At 61.9% G+C, this 18,867-nt stretch carries 13 protein-coding genes, 1 tRNA gene and 1 pseudogene; all 15 read left to right on the forward strand.

Going from position 1 to position 18,867, the window contains the following annotated elements; translation table 11 throughout:
- Positions 1-4 precede the first annotated feature (4 nt).
- Positions 5-2,692, forward strand: a complete 2,688-nt coding sequence (pepN, locus tag KAQ61_RS08140; RefSeq protein WP_045266895.1) for an aminopeptidase N — start codon at positions 5-7, stop codon at positions 2,690-2,692.
- Between the two features lie 97 nt (positions 2,693-2,789).
- Positions 2,790-3,806 (forward strand): class 1 fructose-bisphosphatase, encoded by a 1,017-nt coding sequence (locus KAQ61_RS08145; protein ID WP_183302438.1) that lies wholly within the window; start codon positions 2,790-2,792, stop codon positions 3,804-3,806.
- An 18-nt stretch (positions 3,807-3,824) separates the two neighbouring features.
- Positions 3,825-3,900, forward strand: a tRNA-Thr gene (locus tag KAQ61_RS08150).
- A 549-nt stretch (positions 3,901-4,449) separates the two neighbouring features.
- Positions 4,450-5,118, forward strand: a complete 669-nt coding sequence (locus tag KAQ61_RS08155) for a hypothetical protein (protein WP_210931293.1) — start codon at positions 4,450-4,452, stop codon at positions 5,116-5,118.
- A gap of 200 nt (positions 5,119-5,318) precedes the next feature.
- Complete coding sequence (locus tag KAQ61_RS08160; RefSeq protein WP_042419516.1) at positions 5,319-5,528, forward strand: hypothetical protein; 210 nt, start codon at positions 5,319-5,321, stop codon at positions 5,526-5,528.
- A gap of 119 nt (positions 5,529-5,647) precedes the next feature.
- Positions 5,648-6,841 (forward strand): plasmid recombination protein, encoded by a 1,194-nt coding sequence (locus KAQ61_RS08165; protein ID WP_210931295.1) that lies wholly within the window; start codon positions 5,648-5,650, stop codon positions 6,839-6,841.
- A gap of 46 nt (positions 6,842-6,887) precedes the next feature.
- Positions 6,888-7,178 carry an HGGxSTG domain-containing protein gene (locus KAQ61_RS18950; RefSeq protein ID WP_276514459.1) on the forward strand — a complete coding sequence of 97 codons (291 nt, stop codon included), beginning with the start codon at positions 6,888-6,890 and terminating at the stop codon, positions 7,176-7,178.
- Complete coding sequence (locus KAQ61_RS08170) at positions 7,117-7,626, forward strand: hypothetical protein (protein WP_244983023.1); 510 nt, start codon at positions 7,117-7,119, stop codon at positions 7,624-7,626. The genes KAQ61_RS18950 and KAQ61_RS08170 overlap by 62 nt, the downstream gene beginning before the upstream one ends.
- Positions 7,627-8,054: 428 nt before the next feature.
- Positions 8,055-11,129, forward strand: coding sequence for a DUF499 domain-containing protein (locus KAQ61_RS08175; protein ID WP_210931298.1), 3,075 nt, complete (start codon positions 8,055-8,057; stop codon positions 11,127-11,129).
- Positions 11,130-11,131: 2 nt separating this feature from the next.
- On the forward strand, positions 11,132-11,758 hold the full coding sequence (locus KAQ61_RS08180) for a DUF3780 domain-containing protein (RefSeq protein ID WP_052369990.1): 627 nt from the start codon (positions 11,132-11,134) through the stop codon (positions 11,756-11,758).
- A 144-nt stretch (positions 11,759-11,902) separates the two neighbouring features.
- Complete coding sequence (locus KAQ61_RS08185) at positions 11,903-12,136, forward strand: antitoxin (RefSeq protein ID WP_042419946.1); 234 nt, start codon at positions 11,903-11,905, stop codon at positions 12,134-12,136.
- Positions 12,133-12,534: a type II toxin-antitoxin system tRNA(fMet)-specific endonuclease VapC gene (gene vapC / locus KAQ61_RS08190; RefSeq protein ID WP_210931300.1), complete on the forward strand. Its 402-nt coding sequence runs from the start codon at positions 12,133-12,135 to the stop codon at positions 12,532-12,534. Before KAQ61_RS08185 ends, vapC begins: the two co-directional genes overlap by 4 nt.
- A gap of 69 nt (positions 12,535-12,603) precedes the next feature.
- Entirely contained in the window at positions 12,604-15,633 is a 3,030-nt protein-coding gene (locus KAQ61_RS08195) for an anti-phage-associated DUF1156 domain-containing protein (protein WP_210931302.1), read from the forward strand.
- Between the two features lie 12 nt (positions 15,634-15,645).
- A complete protein-coding gene (locus tag KAQ61_RS08200; protein ID WP_210931304.1) occupies positions 15,646-18,441 on the forward strand; it encodes a phospholipase D-like domain-containing anti-phage protein in 2,796 nt (931 codons plus the stop codon).
- A 164-nt stretch (positions 18,442-18,605) separates the two neighbouring features.
- Positions 18,606-18,794, forward strand: a pseudogene (locus KAQ61_RS08205) (IS5/IS1182 family transposase); the annotation flags it as partial.
- Between the last annotated feature and the right edge of the window lie 73 nt (positions 18,795-18,867).

Consider the following 18,867-nt stretch of genomic DNA (forward strand, 5'->3'; position numbering starts at 1 on the left):
TTTCATGCTGCGTGAAGGACAAGCCTCAGCCATTTACCGTGCTGACTACCAGGCACCGGCCTGGTTGATTGAAACCGTCGACCTAACCTTCGACCTGGACCCCGCCAAGACGCGCGTGCTCAACAAGATGTGCATCCGTCGCAACCCCGGCGTGCCCGCCCAGGCGCTGCGCCTGGATGGCGACGAGCTGAACCTGGCGCGCGTCATGGTCAACGGCGGCGGCACCTCGTTCAAGATGGATGGCAGCCAGCTCGTGCTGGAGAACCTGCCCGAGGGCAGCGACCCCGTCGAACTGGAAATCTTCACCACCTGCGCGCCCGCGAAGAACACCAAGCTCATGGGCCTGTATGTGAGTGAAGGCACGTTCTTCACGCAGTGCGAGGCTGAGGGCTTCCGCCGCATCACCTACTTCCTCGACCGCCCCGACGTCATGGCCCTGTACACCGTGACGCTGCGCGCCAACCGGCATGACTACCCCGTGCTGCTGTCCAACGGCAACCTGGTGGACGCAGGCCCACTGGACGACGGCCGCCACTTTGCCAAGTGGGTCGACCCGCACAAAAAGCCCTGCTACCTGTTTGCGCTGGTGGCGGGCCAGTTGGTCGCCCGCGAGCAGAAGATCAAGAGCCGCGCTGGCCGCGAGCACCTGCTGCAGGTCTTCGTGCGCCCCGGCGACCTGGAAAAGACCGAGCACGCCATGAACGCCCTGATGCACTCCGTGGCATGGGACGAGGCGCGCTTTGGCCTGAGCCTGGACCTGGACCGCTTCATGATCGTCGCCACCAGCGACTTCAACATGGGCGCCATGGAGAACAAGGGCCTGAACATCTTCAACACCAAGTACGTGCTGGCCAGCCAATCAACGGCGACCGATGTGGACTTCGCCAACGTGGAAAGCGTGGTGGGCCACGAGTACTTCCACAACTGGACCGGCAACCGCATCACCTGCCGCGACTGGTTCCAGCTGAGCCTGAAGGAAGGCCTGACCGTCTTCCGCGACCAGGAATTCAGCATGGACATGGCGGGCACCCCCTCGGCCCGCGCCGTCAAGCGCATCGAGGACGTGCGCGTGCTGCGCACCGTGCAGTTCCCCGAGGATGCAGGCCCCATGGCCCACCCCGTGCGCCCGGACAGCTACATCGAGATCAACAACTTCTACACCGTCACGATCTATGAGAAGGGCTCGGAAGTGGTGCGCATGCAGCACAACCTGGTCGGGCGCGACGGTTTTGCCCAGGGCATGAAGCTGTATTTCGAGCGCCATGACGGCCAGGCCGTGACCTGCGACGACTTCGTGCAGGCCATCGCCGACGCCAACCCCGGCAGCGCGTTGGCCCAGCACCTGGAACAGTTCAAGCGCTGGTACAGCCAGTCGGGCACGCCCGTGGTCCACGCCCGCGGCCAGTACGATGCCGCCGCCCAGACCTATGCGCTGACCCTGTCGCAAAGCTGCGCCGCCACGCCCGGGCAGGCCGACAAGCTGCCGTTTGTGATCCCCGTCGAAATCGGCCTGCTGGGCCAGGACGGCAGCGCACTGCCCCTGCAGTTGCAAGGCACGGAGGCCACCACCGCCAGCCAGACGCTGGTGCTGACGGAAACCACGCAGACCTGGGTCTTCACCGGCGTGGCGCAAGCCCCGGTGCCTTCGCTGCTGCGCGGCTTCAGCGCGCCGGTGGTGCTGGACTACGACGGCAGCGATGCCGAGCTGCTGACCCAGCTGGCCCACGACAGCGATGCCTTCAACCGCTGGGAAGCCGGACAGCGCCTGGCCCTGCGCTACGCGCTGCAGGCGGTGCGTGCAGACGGCGCCGTGGCAACCGACATCCTGCCCGGTGACTTTGTGGCCGCCCTGCGTGACGTGCTGCGCCACCCGACGCTGGATGCCGCCTACAAGGATCTGGTGCTGACACTGCCCGCCGAAAGCTACATGGCCGAGCAGCTGGACGTGGTCGATCCGCAGCGCATCCACGCCGTGCGCGAATCCATGCGCCAGCAACTGGCCGAAGCCCTGCAGGCCGACTGGGCCTGGGCCTTCGACACCCACAGCGCCACCGGCGCCTACCAGCCCGACCCCATCTCGTCCGGGCGCCGTGCCCTCACGGGCAGCGCCCTGCTGATGCTGTGCCTGGCGGCGCGCACCAGCGGCGATACGGTCTGGCCCGGCAAGGCCTACCAGCGCTTCAAGGATGCGGGCAACATGACCGACCGCTTCAACGCCTTGTCGGCCCTGGTGCACAGCGGCGCCGAGCTGGCCAAGCCCGCGCTGGAACGCTTTCACGCCCTGTTCAAGAGCGAGCCCCTGGTCATCGACAAGTGGTTCAGTCTGCAGGCCAGCAACTGCGACCGCGGCGGCCAGGTGCTGCCTGCCGTCAAGCAGCTGATGAAGCATGCGGACTTCAGCCTCAAGAACCCCAACCGCGCACGCAGCCTGATCTTCAGCTACTGCAGCGCCAACCCCGGGGCCTTCCACCGCACCGATGCCGCCGGCTACGTGTTCTGGAGCGAACGTGTGCTGGAGCTCGACGCCATCAACCCGCAGGTCGCGGCCCGCCTGGCGCGCGCCCTGGACCGCTGGAGCAAGCTGGCCGAGCCCTACCGCACGGCCGCCCGCGAAGCGATTGCCCGCGTGGCAGCCAAGCCGGACCTGAGCAACGACGTGCGCGAGGTGGTCACCCGCGCCCTCGGCGATTGAGCATCAAAATGGCTGTCAGCGCTTGACCAACAAGCGCTGACAGCTCCTTTTTTAGAGTTAAGGCGCCCTGCCACAGGGTGCCCAAAGGAGAATTCTTATGACACGTCGTGTCAGCCTGACCCGTTATCTGGTCGAACAGCAACGCGCCGATGGCCGCATCCCTCCCCAGCTGCGCCTGCTGCTGGAAGTCGTCGCCCGCGCCTGCAAGCGCATCAGCTTTGCCGTGAACAAGGGCGAACTGGGTGACGTCATGGGCACCGCCGGCAGCGAGAACGTGCAGGGCGAAGTGCAGAAGAAGCTGGACATCATCGCCAACGAAACGCTGATCGAAGCCAACGAATGGGGCGGCCACCTGGCGGCCATGGCCTCGGAGGAAATGGAAGGCATCTACGTGGTGCCCAACCGCTATCCCCAGGGCGAATACCTGCTGATGTTCGACCCCCTGGACGGCTCGTCCAACATCGACATCAACATGTCCATCGGCACCATCTTCAGCGTGCTCAAGAAGCCCGAAGGCCACCCTGGCGTGCACGACAGCGACTTCATGCAATCGGGCGCCCACCAAGTGGCGGCCGGCTACTGCATCTACGGCCCCCAGACCACCCTGGTGCTGACCGTGGGCGACGGCGTGGCCATGTTCACGCTGGACCGCGAGCAAGGCTCCTTCATCCTGATCGAGGAAAACGTCAAGATCCCCGAGGACACCAAAGAATTCGCCATCAACATGTCCAACATGCGCCACTGGGATGCCCCAGTCAAGCGCTACATCGACGAATGCCTGGCCGGTGAAGAAGGCCCGCGCGGCAAGAACTTCAACATGCGCTGGGTGGCAGCCATGGTGGCCGACGTCCACCGCATCCTGTGCCGTGGCGGCATCTTCATGTACCCCTGGGACAAGCGCGAGCCCCAGAAGGCCGGCAAGCTGCGCCTGATGTACGAAGCCAACCCCATGAGCTGGCTGATCGAGCAGGCCGGCGGCGCCGCCACCAACGGCCGCGAGCGCATCCTGGACATCCAGCCCACCGAACTGCACCAGCGCGTGTCCGTGGTGCTGGGCTCCAAGAATGAAGTCGAACGCGTGACCCGCTATCACCTCGAAGCCGACCAAAAGTAACTATAATCTTTACCTGTTGCCGGTGTAGCTCAGTCGGTAGAGCAGCTCATTCGTAATGAGAAGGTCGCGTGTTCGATTCATGTCTCCGGCACCATTGAAATAAGGAAACCTCGCTATGTTTTGCATAGCGAGGTTTTTTGTTTTTGCAGGCATGCATCCCACATGCATCCGGCAGTACATGGTTTTGATGCTCCAGTGTGCTGAGTTGCGAAGTGTCGCAACAAATCACACCAGGCTCCGTGACAGCTCCTTCAACCATCTACTTGCTCAGCTGCTTGAGCAGGCCGCTCTTACCAATCAGGTCTTCTGGCTTCTTGAGTTGGCCAGCAGGCCAAGCAGTAGTACTTCAGTACTTCGTGTTTCTTGGTGCTCATGATGCTTACGGACAGACCGACTTGTGCCGGCAGTGGATTGTCCGTTTACACACAACTCTGCACACCCTCCGCTATGGATTTGGCAGCAATAAATCATATGATCGATTTCTTTATCCAGTGCATTTAAAGCAAGGAAACACCGCTATGTTTTGAGTAGCGGTGCTTTGTTGTTTCCGACGATGTAAGGGCGGATGTAAGACGATTTTTTAGACGGCTGGCGCTGGACTGCGTCAGCCACCCAACCCAAACCGCGCAAGGAGACTGGATTCGTGCCCCCGTTTGACAAGACCCGTACCACCACCGAACTGCCGAGTTTGCCCATCGAGTGCGCCCCACATGTGGACCTCGAACTCACGGAACAACAAGCGCGCACCATGCTGGCCATCCAGGCCAAGACCGAGCAGCTCAAGCAAACCCTGCGACAAGACCCTTTGTGGGGGACCCCGGTGTATCTGCCGCCCAGGGGCTTTCCGCTCAAGCCAGAAACCAGCGAGCAGGTGCTTGCCGAGCAGTTGCCCTGGCCTGCCCTGCTGACGCTGGCCAATTGCGCCGAGGAAACCGCCGTACTCGCGCAGTGCTCCGTTAAAGAGCTGCTGCTGTATGCCATCCAGATCTGCCCGTACCAGCATGTGGCCGTCTTGATTCAATTTTTGTCGCACAAAGAAGGCGTCCAAGCATCTGCCAAGGCGTTGAGCCCTTACATCCGACAGCTGAGAGACAAAGAAGCCCGCATCAAAGCAGGCGCCCGCAAAGGGGCTGACAAATCTGCACATACGCGGCGCAAGCAGTCCAAGGTACCTGCGCCGCAAGATCTCCAGCGTGAAGCAGGCAAGTTGATGGCCAGCCACTATGCGAAGCAGGACGTGGCAGGTATTTTGGCCAAACGCTACGACGTCACGCCGACGACCATTCGTCGCAAGCTGAATGCCGCCACATAGCAGACGCTTCGTATAGAGCGGACCCAGCCAACTCGCTGGCAGGTTTTCTGCCGACTGAATTGCAGGGCTTGGATCGGTGAGCACCTGCAATCTGAATCTCTGTTGCCATCACAAAAATACGAACATGTAGGGGGCTCATGTTCGTCGTGACTTTCAAAGTCGCGGCCATCACAACTTCTTCAACTCAGAGGAATACAACGATGGCCTACTTTGTTGCACACCCCGTCCGCCTGGACGAAGAAACCCGCTCCCACATCACCACCGCCGAGGCGGCTTTCCACCTCAACCGCTCCGAGCAGACCCTGCGCCTGTGGGCCTGCAAGGAAACGGGGCCGCTGCGCCCTGCCCGCATCAACAACCGCTTGGCCTGGTCGGTCGCCGAGCTGCGCCGCGTTTTGGGTATCCACTAAACCGCTGCCCCGCCATGCGTTCGCTGGCCCTCTCCAACCCAGCCGTGCTTGTCACGGCTGGGTTCATTTGAGGGGCACGCGTGCAGATGGACCGCCGAACACGCCCTGCCAACCTGCTGGTGCGCTTTGCCAAGCTCAAGGGCCCCACGGCAGCGCTGCGGGCGGCTCGGCACAATCTGCGCGAGCTGGCCTTGACGCCCAACATCACCCCAGGCCAGCAGCATCTCAACCGCGTCTTGCTCGGGCACCAGACGGCTGACGAAGTCAACGCCGCCTACAAAGCACAGCTGGAAGCAGCAGGCATCGACAAGCTGCGCGTGGATGCCGTGCGCCTGATCGAGGCCTTGGTCAGCCTGCCTGTGGGCATCCAAGATGATGAATGCGCGTACTTTCAAGCTGCTTTGGACTGGATGGCCACAGAGTTTGGCAGCACCAACCTCCTGAGCGCGGTCGTGCACAAGGATGAAAGCGCACAGCACATGCATGTGCTGATCGTTCCCCTGGTCCACGGGCGGATGCAAGGCTCGGATTTACTGGGTGGTAAAGCGCAGCTGCGTGCGCGCTTGGCGCGCTTTGAACAAGCCATGCAGCCCCACGCTGCTGCTCTGGGCCTGCTGGACTATTCGGATATGGCGCTGACGGCAGAGCAAATGGCCGGGGAAGTTATTCGCGCGCTGCAACACCGCAAGGATCCGATGTGGAAAAGCTGCGTGGCCCAGCTGCTTCGCAACTGCATTGAAGAAGCCCCCCAGGCGTTTTATGCAGCCCTGGCACCGATGTTGGGGCCCGCCGATACCCTGAGTCCGCCTCGCCCTCGTTGCCGCCCCAAGCGCACGAAAACGATGGCTGAGATCTTAACCAAGCCAATCACCAAGCTCCGCGGCGCGGCTGCGGAGCGCTACCGCCAAAGCCCGGAATACCAGCGTGCCCACATCACGGCACCTGCACGGCCCAAGCCTGCTGCCAGCATGGTGGGCACCCGTGCCATCTCAGAAGCCACTTGCAGTTCCTCGCCCACAGCTAATGTTCAGGTCACGCTGAAGTTGCCAACCCTGCCAAAGCGAACCCTATGCTCTGTAGGGTTCGCTGGCGCTGGTCCCACTTGGCCCATCCATACCAGCCTTGGCATCCTGGCCCAGCCTCGATCGACACTCCAGGCAAGCATCTCCAGGGTACGGGCAGCACCAATCCCATCGTGGCCGGCCGCAAAGTCCCCGCAACCGACTCCTCAACGCACCAGTTGGTTGGTGGCGACAGTGCCGCTGAACTGCGTGCTTTTGAAATGGTGGCTGCTCAAAGCGCGGGTTCCCTGAGATGGGACGGCGCACAAGTACGTTCAATTGCAAGACAGAGGCACCCATGCACCACCCCACTCAACGACATGCCATACCGGCGCCAGCATCTGGCCGCCAGAGCGCTGATCACGAACCTGCGTCCGTCCATCTCCACAGCGACTGCTGTGGCGCGAGGACGCGCAAGGGCACTCCCTGCAAAAGCAGGGTCCTGTATCGCGGCGGACGCTGCAAGTTGCACGGCGGCTTGTCCACGGGACCCAAAACCAAAAAGGGCAAGGCTGCCAGCCGCCGCAATGGGAAGAAAGGCGGGCGGCCCAGGAAGAACCGACAAACTGAACGCAAAGGCACGGCTTAAAACCCAACCCCATGAGAACCAGACAAAACCTGACATTCGAGAGCAGGAGAAAAATTGTCGTTTCCGTGATACTGACAACGGCGGCACCGTCCCCTTCTTTTCAGGCGGCAAATGGCGGTTTGCCGAGCGCATACCCTGGTGGGATGCCTACACCGACGCCACGCCTGTGGTGGTGGGCCACTACTGGCGGCGGGTGCACAAGATCGACCGCGCTGCGGTGGGCAAGGGTGACCCGGACTTGTTTGAAAACACCCACCCGTTTGCGTGGCACGGCCAGCGAGGTAACGTATTCTGTGTGGATTTCTCAGTGGGCGGTCGATGGGTGGAGCGCAAGGCTGCCACCCCTTTGGGCCGCGACTTCAAGCTGGCGGCGCTGCGCTGGCCTGAGCGGGTGCTGCAGTTTGATGACGGATCTATGCAGACAACTGAAAACTTCGGGGGCATGTAGACCGATACAACTGGATCGCAAGGCGCGGAGCCCTCACCAGACTTCATGTTTTTGCAGGGTCAAACTACAACAACCTGATGCGATCTATGGCATCAGAACCACTTGGGGTCACAAACGGGTTCAGTCGTTCAGCGCGAATACTTGCATGCACACATACTCGTTCCCGCGCTGCAAAAGGTGCGCTAGCCGAGCCTGCATCTTCAGGCGAGGCGATGACAATATTGAAGATCAGTGTTTCGAGGGGCTTGGACTGGCATACTGCCACGTAAAAATTTGTTGGTCAGATCCTTGCGGGCTTCAGCCAACTCCGTAAGGCACGTCCAAGACCATCGCCAGATTCCGGCATCTCACCGATCAAGCAACAAATGAGCATCCACACCCTTTGCAAGCCCCGTCCGTCAGTGCACGCCGCAGATCGGCGCGCGACCGTGTTGAACCTCGACACCTTCCTCAAAGGTGAGGTCAACGGCTCTGATTTCTTCGAAGAGAACTACTTCACCAACGGCATGCTCACGCTGGTGGATCGGGCTTTCCGGCATTTGGGTGGATCGGGTGCCGGGTCTTCAGTGTTCCTGCTCTCACAGGCCATGGGCGGCGGTAAGACGCACAGCATGATTGCGCTGGGCTTGTTGGCACGCGATCCGGCCCTGCGCAACAAAGTGCTCACCGGCGACCAGAACCCCGCGCCCACCCTGGGGCCATGCCGTGTGGTGGGCTTCAATGGCCGCAGCACAGATGCAGCGGGCGGTATCTGGGGTTCCATTGCAGAACAACTGGGCAAGGCGGATCAATTTGCCCGTTACGTGTCCCCCTTGCTGAGCGCCCCAGGCCCTGAAGCGTGGAAGCAGCTGCTAGGCGGTGAGCCATTGGTGCTTTTCTTGGATGAACTGCCGCCATACCTAGAATACGCTGTGGCCGTGCCAGTGGGCAATGCAGACCTTGGAGTTGTGACCACAGCCGCGCTGGCCAATCTTTTTGTCGCTGTGGCAGACATGCCGAATGTCTGCCTTGTGCTGTCCGACTTGGCGGGCTCCAACTTCAGTGTGGGTCAATCGCGGTTGGAAGACGCCTTCAACCGCGCCGTGCAGGGCATCACCTCTGAGTCCCGCCGCATCGCCGTGCCCATCACGCCGGTCAACCCCAACGGCGATGAGCTGTACCACATCCTGCGCAAACGCCTGTTTGCGCAAGTAGCCCCCGAGCCTGAAGTCAAAAAGGTGGCAGAGGCCTACCGCGAAGCGCTGCGCGAAGCGGTGCAAATGGGCCTGACCACCACATCCCCCGAAACGCTGTTCACCCGTGTGCTGGATGCGTACCCCTTCCACCCGGACCTGCGTGAGCTGGTCGGCAAGTTCAAGGAAAACGAGGGCTTCCAGCAAACCCGTGGCGTGATTCGGCTCATGCAGATGGTGGTGTCCAACCTGTGGAATTCCGGCAAGGCCGCCACCATCGACCTCATCCACCCCTACGACCTGGACTTGAACCTGGACGAAATTGCGTCTGAAGTTCGCACCATCAACCCATCGCTGAGCGAAGCCATTGCCCATGACATCGCCCACGCAGGCGATGCCGAGGTAGAGCAAATCGACCTGGCCAACGGCAACTCCGATGCGTCGGATGCAGCCCGGCTGATCTTGGTTGCATCGCTTTCCACCACGCCGGGCGCCATTCACGGCCTGCGCGAATACCAGCTGGTCGATTGCCTGCAACGTCCAGGGCGGGACTTGTCTACCTTCAAGGCCAACGTGCTCGATAAGCTGGCCACTCGCGCCTGGTATCTGCACAACTCGGCTGATGGCCGCCTTTACTTCAAGAACCAGCAAAACTTGGCTGCCAAGTTGCGCTCCATGGCCCTTTCGCTGCACACCGAGACGGTGGACCGCATGTTGCGTGAGCACCTAGAGGCGTACTTCGCCCCCTCACTGCGCGACTGTTACCAGGTCATCAAAGTGCTGCCACCACCAGATGAAGTGCAGATCGAGCTGGAAAAAACCACGCTAGTTATCGTGCGCCCAGGTGGTCAGGCCAACCAGCTCCCCATCTCTGCCGACTGGCAAGCCTGGTGGGCCCAGCAGCAATACAAAAACCGTGTGCTCTTCCTCACCGGTTCGCGCGATACCTTCCAAAAGGTGCTTGACTCCGCGCGCCAGACCCGCGCCCTCCAGAGCATTGAAGACGAATTGCGCTCTGAAAACACTCCGTCTGACGACCCCCAGTGGCGCGCCCTTGACTCCCTGCGCGACCGCGTAGGCCTGCAGTTCACCGCCGCGCTGAAAGAGGCTTTCGACCAGATCGTTTACCCCTCCATCAATAGCGCACTGCGTGCCACCGGCACCGACCTGGCCTTTGCGGGCAACCAAAGCGGCGAAGCCACCCTGCGCCACACCCTGGAAGGCGCACAAAAGTTCACCACCAAAATCGACGACGACAGCTTCCGCACCCGTGCAGAGGCACGCCTGTTCGGCTCGGCGGAAACCAAGGTCGTGCTTTGGTCCGACTTCAAACGTGCCGCTGCCGTCAACACCAACTGGCCGCTGCACAAACTCTCGGCGCTAGACGACCTCAAAGCCGCATGTTTGCTGCGCGGCCACTGGCGCGAAGAGGGCAACCACGTTCGCCGTGGCCCATTTCCACCGCCCGTGCCTGAAGTGTCGGTGCGTGAACTCTCCGTGCAAGAAGAAAGCCCTGGCTACACCTATCTGAAGATTGAGCCACTGCACGCCCCCGCCGTGGTGTTTGAAACGGGCGACGCAGAGCCCACTGCTGCCTCATCCCCCGTGCCCACACCCACACGCTTCGAAGCCACCGCACTGCGATACCGCTTCTTGGCGCATGACCCGGCAGACCTGGCTCGCACCAGCCCCGTGAAAGACTGGACGGCCAAGCTGCGCCTCAAGTACCAGTTGCACAACCGGGGCGACCACTTTGAGGTGGAACTGCTCGCGCTGCCCAAGGCCAACAGCATCAGCATTCGCTATACCACCGATGGTTCATCGCCCACCAGCGTGGGTATTGCCACTTACGACGGCCCGTTCCGTGTGCCCGCCAATTGCCGCGTGGTGTGCGCCATGGCCACCGCAAGTGAATACGGCCTCAGTTCTGAAACCATCCGCATCACCATCCCCCAGCAGGGGGGCGTAGAACGCCCCTCGATTGACCTCACCGCCCCAGCCCGCTGGACGCAACAAACCAAGCTCGACGACGCCGCAGCCGTGTGGGACACCATTGGGCGGCTGGAGAAAGCGGGCTCAGTTATGGCCCATGACATCAGCCTCACCGCCGAGAGCGCCGATGGCCAGCAGAACGTCGAATATTCCGGCGCGCTGGAGGGCGGCTACGACGCCTCTGCTGTCAAAGCCATCGCGCAAAAACTGCAAGACATCGTCAGCGAAGGCTGCCTGCGCATGGCAATTGGCAGCCTGGCATTCCCCAGCGGCCAAGCACTGCTGGATTGGCTCAAAGCCACCAACCAGGCCTTCAATGCCGCCAAGGTGCGCCAATAACCATGGCACGCAGTTCTGCAAGCACCACCCGCAAGGTCGTGGGCCTGGGTTTTTTGCCCGAAGAGGCCCGCCACGGCTTTTTGATTGACGTGCCCAAAGGCACCTCAAGCAGCGACATGATCTGCATCACCGAGCACCGGGGCAACGACCTGGACAGCCTGGGTGCACGCGCCACGCAACCACCCCAGCCCAACGCCCCCGGCTTGCGCGTCGTCATTGACCGCGCCCGCTGGTTGGCCCTGGCCCCCGCCTTTTGGGACGAAGCCAACCGCCGCCTGCGCGCTAACGGTCTGCCGGTGGCCAAGTTTGTCAAAGCGCCTGCCAAGCCCGTGCCCGTGCACCCATCGCTGGGCAAAGAGCTGTGCATTCTGTGCTGGGCGGTCGAAGACGCCCCGCCAGACGACATCCCCAACGCACTGCACAACTGGGAGGTGCTGGCCCCCGAAGAGCGCTGGTGGCTCTACACCATGACCGTGGCCACCACCGGCCAGGCCATGCAAAAGGGCATAGGCTGGCGCAAGGCGCTGCGTGCGGCGCTGGCCGATAACCCGTTTGTCAAAGGCGAAGGCCTCTCGCCCAAGGCGCGGCGCGAACTGCTGGGGCACTCGCAGCTGTCGCTGTCGCTCTGATTTGCTATCGATTTGGGCTCTAACCCTTATTTGAAAAGCGCAAGCAGCTATTAAATATATAGCAAATATTCCACTATCAAATCCGTGCTGGACAGAATCACGGGCGGTAGCTACCATTGATATCCACCAACCAAGGAGCCCGCCATGGACACCGCACGCCTTTTTCAATCTGGCCGCAGCCAAGCCGTGCGGCTGCCCAAGGAATACCGCTTCACCGGCACGGAAGTCGTGGTGAAGCACTTTGGCAACGGCGTGCTGCTGCTGCCCGCAGACAACCCCTGGCAAACGCTGCAAGCCGGGCTAGCCGCTTTTGAGCCCGGCTTTGTGCTCACCCGCGAGCAGCCTGACACCCAGCAGCGGGACGAGATCAACCCATGATCCTGCTCGATACCAACATCTGCATCTACATCATCAACGCCAAGCCCCCCACCGTGCTGGCGCGCTTTCAGCAATACCGCATGGGCGATGTGGGGCTGTGCAGCGTGGTGGCTGCAGAGCTGGCATTTGGCGTGGCCAAAAGTGGCTCTGCCCGCAACCGCCAGGCGCTGGAGATGTTTCTGGCCCCGCTCACCATCTTGCCGTTTGACGATGCTGCCGTGTGGGCCTATGGCGACCTGCGCGCCGACCTGGAGCGCCGTGGCACTCCGATTGGCGCACTCGACACCATGATTGCCGCGCACGCCCTGAGCCAACAGGCCCTGCTGGTCACCAACAACACCCGCGAATTTGCCAAAGTGCCCGGCCTGCAGCTAGACAACTGGGCCGCCGCCACCTGATTTTTAGGCCCAATTGGCCTCTAGCGCTTGCTGCATAAGCGCGAGCAGCTATTAAATTTAAAGTAACTCATGCCCACTTTCATCGAAACCCAGTTCCCCATTGCCCGCCTATCGGCCGAAGCCTACAAAGAGCGCAAGGCCGGTGCCAGCCAAACGCTCACCGGCCTGGGCAAATGGTGGGGCCGCAAGCCCTTGATTCTGGTGCGCGCCGCCATCCTGGGCATGCTGATGCCTGCCAGCAACGACGCCAAAAAGGATCGCGAGATTTTTCTCAAAATCCTGACGATGGACGACGATGGCACCTGGCAGCGCTGCAAGGGCGAGATACCCGCAGCCGCTTGGCGCGAAGCCGCCACACCCGAGGTGCAAGAAGAGTTTTTTGGTGCGCGCGGCCTCAAGCAGGGCCTGAGCGAAGAAGACAAGGAAGCCCTTTTCACCCAGATTTGGGACGCCCTAAGCCCCGAGCAGCAGCAGGCTCTGGATGCACAGCGCATGCGCCCCATCCCCGACCGGGCCGAGTTCGATGCCTTGCCCTATGCCGAGCGCCTGGTGCATTGCGAACGCCCCGAGAACATTGCAGGCCCGACGCCAGCCACCTGGGCCGACATCAACGCCCACCTGGGCACCACCGCCACCTGCCTGTCAGAACTGATCGACCAACTGGGCCAGCGCACCTTTGGCCACACGCCCCGCGTGGGCGACAGCTTTTGTGGCGGCGGCTCCATACCGTTTGAGGCGGCACGCATTGGCTGCGAAGCCTTTGGCTCCGACCTGAACCCAGTCGCCGGGCTGCTCACCTGGGCCAGCCTGAACCTGCTGGGCGGTGGCCCCGAGGTGCAGGCCGAAGTGGCGCGCGTGCAGCAACAGGTCTTTGCCGCCGCCGACCGGCAAATCACCGACTGGGGCATTGAACACAACGACCGGGGCGAACGCGCCGAAGCGTTTTTGTACTGCGTGGAGGTCAAGCCCGAAGGCTCCGACTACTACATTCCGCTGGCCCCCAGCTGGGTGATAGCCGAGAAATACCGCATCGTCGCCACCTGGAAGCGCGTGGCCGGCTCAGACCGCTTGCAGCCCGAAGTGCTGGCGGTATCCGAAGCCGAGTTCAAGCAATACAAAGACAAAAAAGGCGCCACCGTGGTGGACAGCCGCGTGGTGGACCCGTTTGATCCGAACCGGAGCTGGTCGGTGGAGGCACTGCGCGGCACCGATGGCCTGCGCCGCTGGACCAATGACGAAGTGGTGCCGCGCCCGGACGATGTGTTTCAGGAGCGCCTGTATTGCATCCGCTGGGCCAAGACGGTGATGCGCAATGGCAAACCAAAGCTGGAGCGCCGCTATGCCGCACCGGACGCGGCCGATCTGGAGCGCGAAGCGCAGGTGCTGGCGCTGCTGCGCGAGCGGTTTGCCGATTGGCAGCGCGAAGGGTTCATTCCTTCGAAGCAAATTGCAGGCGGTTACAACACCGATCAACCTATTCGTGAGCGAGGCTGGACGGATTGGCACCATTTGTTTACGCCACGGCAGCTGTTGACCTATGGCTGCTATTTGTCACAAGGAGCGGTTGCAACCTCAAAAGAGGCTCGGGTGGCTCTGTTGTTGAAGTTAGGTGTACAGGCGAACTGGAATTCGAAGCTATGCACATGGAACGGCGATAAATCCAAAGGTCCTGGGAATACTGACCAAACTTTTGTCAATCAAGCGTTGAACACTTTGTTCAATCATGGAAACAAGTCGTTTGGGCTGTTGCAGGATTCGCTGCTTAAACCGTTTGGCCAAACATCAGCTTTTGCTGTCCTGCATGCAACTGAGCTGGTAGATGCTCGCGAAATTGCCAGTAAGTGCGACATATGGATTACTGACCCACCGTATGCAGATGCGATCAACTATCACGAACTTGGCGACTTTTTCCTAGCGTGGTACGACAAGCAACTCACCAAGGCTTTCCCGGATTGGACTCCCGATGCCCGCGCTGAACTCGCCGTACGTGGCAATGGTGAGGATTTCCGTCGCTCCATGGTTGAGATTTACCGGAACTTGGCCCGCCAGATGCCCGACAACGGCATGCAAATGGTCATGTTCACGCACCAAGACCCGGCGGTGTGGGCCGACCTGGGCATGATTCTCTGGGCTGCAGGGCTCAAGGCCACCGCCGCCTGGACCATCAGCACCGAGACGCAAGCCGGGGGCATGAAAAAAGGCAACTACGTGCAAGGCACCGTCTGCTTGGTGCTGCGCAAGCGCGCCGCCAACGAACCCGGTTTTCTGGACGAGGTGTACCCGCTGGTCGAAGACGAGGTGAAGCGCCAGATTGCCAGCATGCAGGCGCTGGACGAAGGCGGTGAGCCCAACTTCAACGATGCCGACTACCAGCTGGCCGCCTATGCTGCCGCGCTGAAAGTCCTAACGCAGTACGGCAACCTGGACGGCAAAGACGTGGAGCACGAGGTGTTTGCCGTGCGCGCCAAGGGCGAGAAGAGCGACTTTCAGGCTGTGATTGAGCGCGCCCTGGGCATTGCCTGCGACACGCTCATCCCACGCGGTTTGGAAAACGCCTGGCGAGACCTGAGCCTGGTGGAGCGCTATTACCTGCGTTCGCTCGACATCGAGAGCCGGGGCGAGCGCCGCAAGGGCATGTACGAAGAGTTGGCCCGCGGCTTTGGCGTGACCGACATCAAGCCCCTGCTCAAAAGCGACAAGGCCAACGGCACCCGCGTGGCCAGCGCCAGCGCCTTGGCTGCTAGCGTTTTAGTAGCTGTTGGCGATGATGGGGCGGGCACTGCAGGCCCAATGGGCACCAATGTGGGTCGAGGCAGGGGCCGTGTGGCGGCGGCGGGTCCGCACCCGTTTGCGGCATCGCCCCTACGTCACCTGCTGTTTGCCGTGCGTGAAACGGCTGCCAACGACAACAGCCCCGAGCCTGGCCGCCAATACCTGCGCGACACGTTTGGCCAAGGCTACTGGGGCCGGCGCGAAGGCTTTGTGAACCTGCTGGAATGGCTGGCTGCGCTGGGCAATGCCGAAGGTATGGGCGAGTGGGTGGCAGACTCTGACGCCGCCCGAATGCTGGCCGGGCGGTTGCGCAACGACCACGCTTGATAGAGGCACCGCATGCTGCAGCGCCATTCCAGCCGCCTGAACCGCCTTGATAAATCGGTGTTGGCCCAGCGCCTGCGCGGCGCCATCAGTTACGACCGCATTGCGGGGTACTTTCGATCCAGCCTGTTTGAGGTGGCGGGTGAGGCACTGGCCAGTGTGGCCGGGCCAGTGCGCATCATCTGCAACTCTGACCTGGACCCGCAAGACTTGGCGACCGCCGCCGCCGCACAAGCCGCGCTGCGCCGCAGCTGGTGCGCGGGCAAGCCTGAGGAAGCACCGCCCGCAGCCTTGCCGCGCTACCGGGCGTTGTACGACGCATTGACCAGCAACAAGCTGGAAGTGCGGGTGCTGCCTGACACGGCGTTTGGCCTGATTCACGGCAAGGCCGGGGTGCTGCGCTATGCCGATGGCACCGCCACCGCCTTCATGGGCAGCGTGAACGAGAGCCTGTCGGCCTGGAAGCTGAACTACGAGCTGCTGTGGGAAGACAACGACCCCGAAACCATCGCCTGGGTGCAGGCGGAGTTTGACGCGCTGTGGAACGACCCGCGAGCGGTGGACCTATCCTGCTGCCCCTTCATCGTGCAGGATGTGCAACGCATCATCACCCGCACGGTCATCGAGCCAGCGCAACTGCCCTCAATGCCAGACCCCACGCAGGTCGCTGCTGCTGTGGCCGTGGAGGCACCGGTGTACCGCCGCGAGCAGGGCCTGTGGCCGCACCAAAAATACTTTGCCCAGCTAGCACTGGAGCGACATCGCCTGGGTGGCGCACGCCTGGTGTTGGCCGACCAGGTAGGTCTGGGAAAAACGGTGCAACTGGCCATGGCCGCCATGCTGATGGCGCTGGACGACCCCGAGGGCGGGCCGATCTTAGTGCTGGCGCCCAAGCCCTTGCTGCAGCAGTGGCAGGACGAGCTGATGGAGTTGCTGGACCTGCCATCGGCCCGCTGGACAGGCAAGACCTGGGTGGACGAGAACGACCTGGAGTACCCGTCAGACGGTGCCAAGTCGCTGGGCAAGTGCCCGCGCCGCATTGGGTTGGTGTCGCAAGGGCTGGTGGTGCGCGGCTTGTCTGAAGCCGTGGGGCAGCTGCTGAGCCGTCGCTACACCTGCGTGATCGTGGACGAAGCGCACCGCGCCCGCCGCCGCAAGGTGCCCAAGGTGGACGCCGATGCCGATGAAGTGAACGAGCGCGCCGAGCCTAACAAGCTGATGGCCTTTTTGCGCGAGATAGGCCCCAAGACCAAAAGCATGTTGCTGGCCACAGCCACGCCGGTGCAGCTGCATCCGGTGGAGGCTTGGGATTTGCTGCACATCCTTTCGCAGGGCAATGATGGTGTGCTGGGTGGCTGGACGCATTCCAGCCGTTGGTATCAGCCTAGCCGTTGCCTAGATATCGCCACTGGAGATGCGGAGGTGCCGACAGCGGATCTGCGTGAGGGCTGGGAGTTTGTGCGCGATCCGCTGCCCTCCAAGTTTGAAAACCCGGCCTTTGACCGCATTCGCCGCAGCTTGGATGCCGAAGACACGCGTTGGCAATTCCCTCCTGAGAGTCTGAATCAGCTCTCTCCCGCGATTCAGCGCGTGCAGCTGCAAAACGGCCTGCTGCCTGAGTACGGTGCCCACTACAACCCGCTGCTGCGCTGCATTGTGCGCCGCACTCGGGCCTACCTGGAGGCCACTATCAACCCCGCCACGGGCAGCTACTTTCTGCCCAAGGTGACGGTGAAACTGTTTGGCGAAGACCACGAAGGTGCGTTGGTGCTGGGCAGCTACCTGCGTGAAGCGTATGTGGAGGCCGAAGAGTTTTCACAGCTACTGGCGCAACGGGTGAAAGGTGCGGGGTTTTTCAAAACGCTGCTGCTGCGGCGCTTGGGCAGTTCGATGGAAGCCGGGCGGCGCACTGTGGCCAAGCTGCTGGGCGAGGAGCCTGATGCCCCCGACGACGAAGACGATGATGACGCCGACGATGAGGCACCGGTGCAGGTCGGACGGCCACCGCAAGGGGCGAGCGATTTCAAAAACTTCACCGATAAAGAAATCGATTCGCTGCGACGCTGCCTGAACCTGCTCAAGCAAGGCGGCAACAACGACCCCAAGCTGGAGGCGCTGATCGGCTACTTGCTAGGCACCCACCCGGGCGTTTCCGAGAGCTGGCTGGAGCGCGGCTGCATCCTGTTCTCACAGTATTACGACACGGTGCGCTGGACGGGCGATGAAATGGCCAAGCGCCCAGAGTTCGCGGGTATGGACATTGGCCTGTACGCGGGCAGCAACCGTTCGGGCTTCTGGCGCGATGGGCGATTTCAGCGCTGCGACCGCAATGTGCTCAAAAAGCGGGTGCGCGAGGGTGACCTGAAGCTGCTGCTAGGCACTGATGCAGCATCGGAGGGCCTGAACCTGCAGCGGCTAGGCACGCTGATCAACATCGACTTGCCCTGGAACCCCACCCGGCTGGAACAGCGCAAAGGCCGCATCCAGCGCATTGGCCAGGCCCGCAGTGAAATCTGGATCGCCAACCTGCGCTACCGCGACTCGGTGGAAGACCGCGTGCACCAGGTGCTGGCCGACCGGCTTGAAGCCATCCATGGCCTGTTCGGGCAGATCCCCGATACCCTAGAAGATGTGTGGGTGCAGGTAGCTTTGAACGACGAGGCCGCCGCAAATCAGCTGATAGACCGCACCACGGCCACGCGCAATCCGTTTGATGCGAAGTACAGCAAGGTGGAGGATGCGGACTGGGAAACCTGCGCCACGGTGCTGAATGGGTTGAGCATGCGGGAGATGCTGGCCAAAGGGTGGTGACGGAGCCAGAAGAAATGTGGCGAAGCGTGCAAACCTTTCGAGTTTCGTTTGCGGCATGTCGTCGTACAGACTAGCCAGGCGCGGCGCCGAATGGATTGTTAGAACCCGCGCTGAGCCACCTCTCCCTGCACCGACCGCAACCGCGCCATGATCCTGCGCTGGCAATCTGGAAACGCTGGAGCGGCTACCACCGAAGGTCTTTGGTGGAGACCAAGATGAATTGCTTCAAGCGCCTGGGCGAGAAGGTGATGGCCAGGACGTTTGAACGCCAGGTGGCCGAGCTCAATATTCGAGCGTCAATCCTCAATCAATTTACCGCTCTGGGCACACGCCAGACGGTCGCTGCTGCGTAAATCCGTCTGAGGTTTGGGGTAGCTCGGCCTCATGGTGATTTATGCAACAACGCCGCAGCAAAGTTTGCGGGAT

Source organism: Comamonas aquatica (genome assembly GCF_018064205.1).
GTDB classification, from domain to species: domain Bacteria; phylum Pseudomonadota; class Gammaproteobacteria; order Burkholderiales; family Burkholderiaceae_C; genus Comamonas; species Comamonas aquatica.

Coding starts and splice junctions, on each gene's coding strand:
- pepN (WP_045266895.1), top strand. CDS start 5: ATGCTGCGTGAAGGACAAGCCTCAGCCATTTACCGTGCTGACTACCAG.
- KAQ61_RS08145 (WP_183302438.1), top strand. CDS start 2,790: ATGACACGTCGTGTCAGCCTGACCCGTTATCTGGTCGAACAGCAACGC.
- KAQ61_RS08160 (WP_042419516.1), top strand. CDS start 5,319: ATGGCCTACTTTGTTGCACACCCCGTCCGCCTGGACGAAGAAACCCGC.
- KAQ61_RS18950 (WP_276514459.1), top strand. CDS start 6,888: ATGCACCACCCCACTCAACGACATGCCATACCGGCGCCAGCATCTGGC.
- KAQ61_RS08170 (WP_244983023.1), top strand. CDS start 7,117: ATGGGAAGAAAGGCGGGCGGCCCAGGAAGAACCGACAAACTGAACGCA.
- KAQ61_RS08180 (WP_052369990.1), top strand. CDS start 11,132: ATGGCACGCAGTTCTGCAAGCACCACCCGCAAGGTCGTGGGCCTGGGT.
- KAQ61_RS08185 (WP_042419946.1), top strand. CDS start 11,903: ATGGACACCGCACGCCTTTTTCAATCTGGCCGCAGCCAAGCCGTGCGG.
- vapC (WP_210931300.1), top strand. CDS start 12,133: ATGATCCTGCTCGATACCAACATCTGCATCTACATCATCAACGCCAAG.
- KAQ61_RS08195 (WP_210931302.1), top strand. CDS start 12,604: ATGCCCACTTTCATCGAAACCCAGTTCCCCATTGCCCGCCTATCGGCC.
- KAQ61_RS08200 (WP_210931304.1), top strand. CDS start 15,646: ATGCTGCAGCGCCATTCCAGCCGCCTGAACCGCCTTGATAAATCGGTG.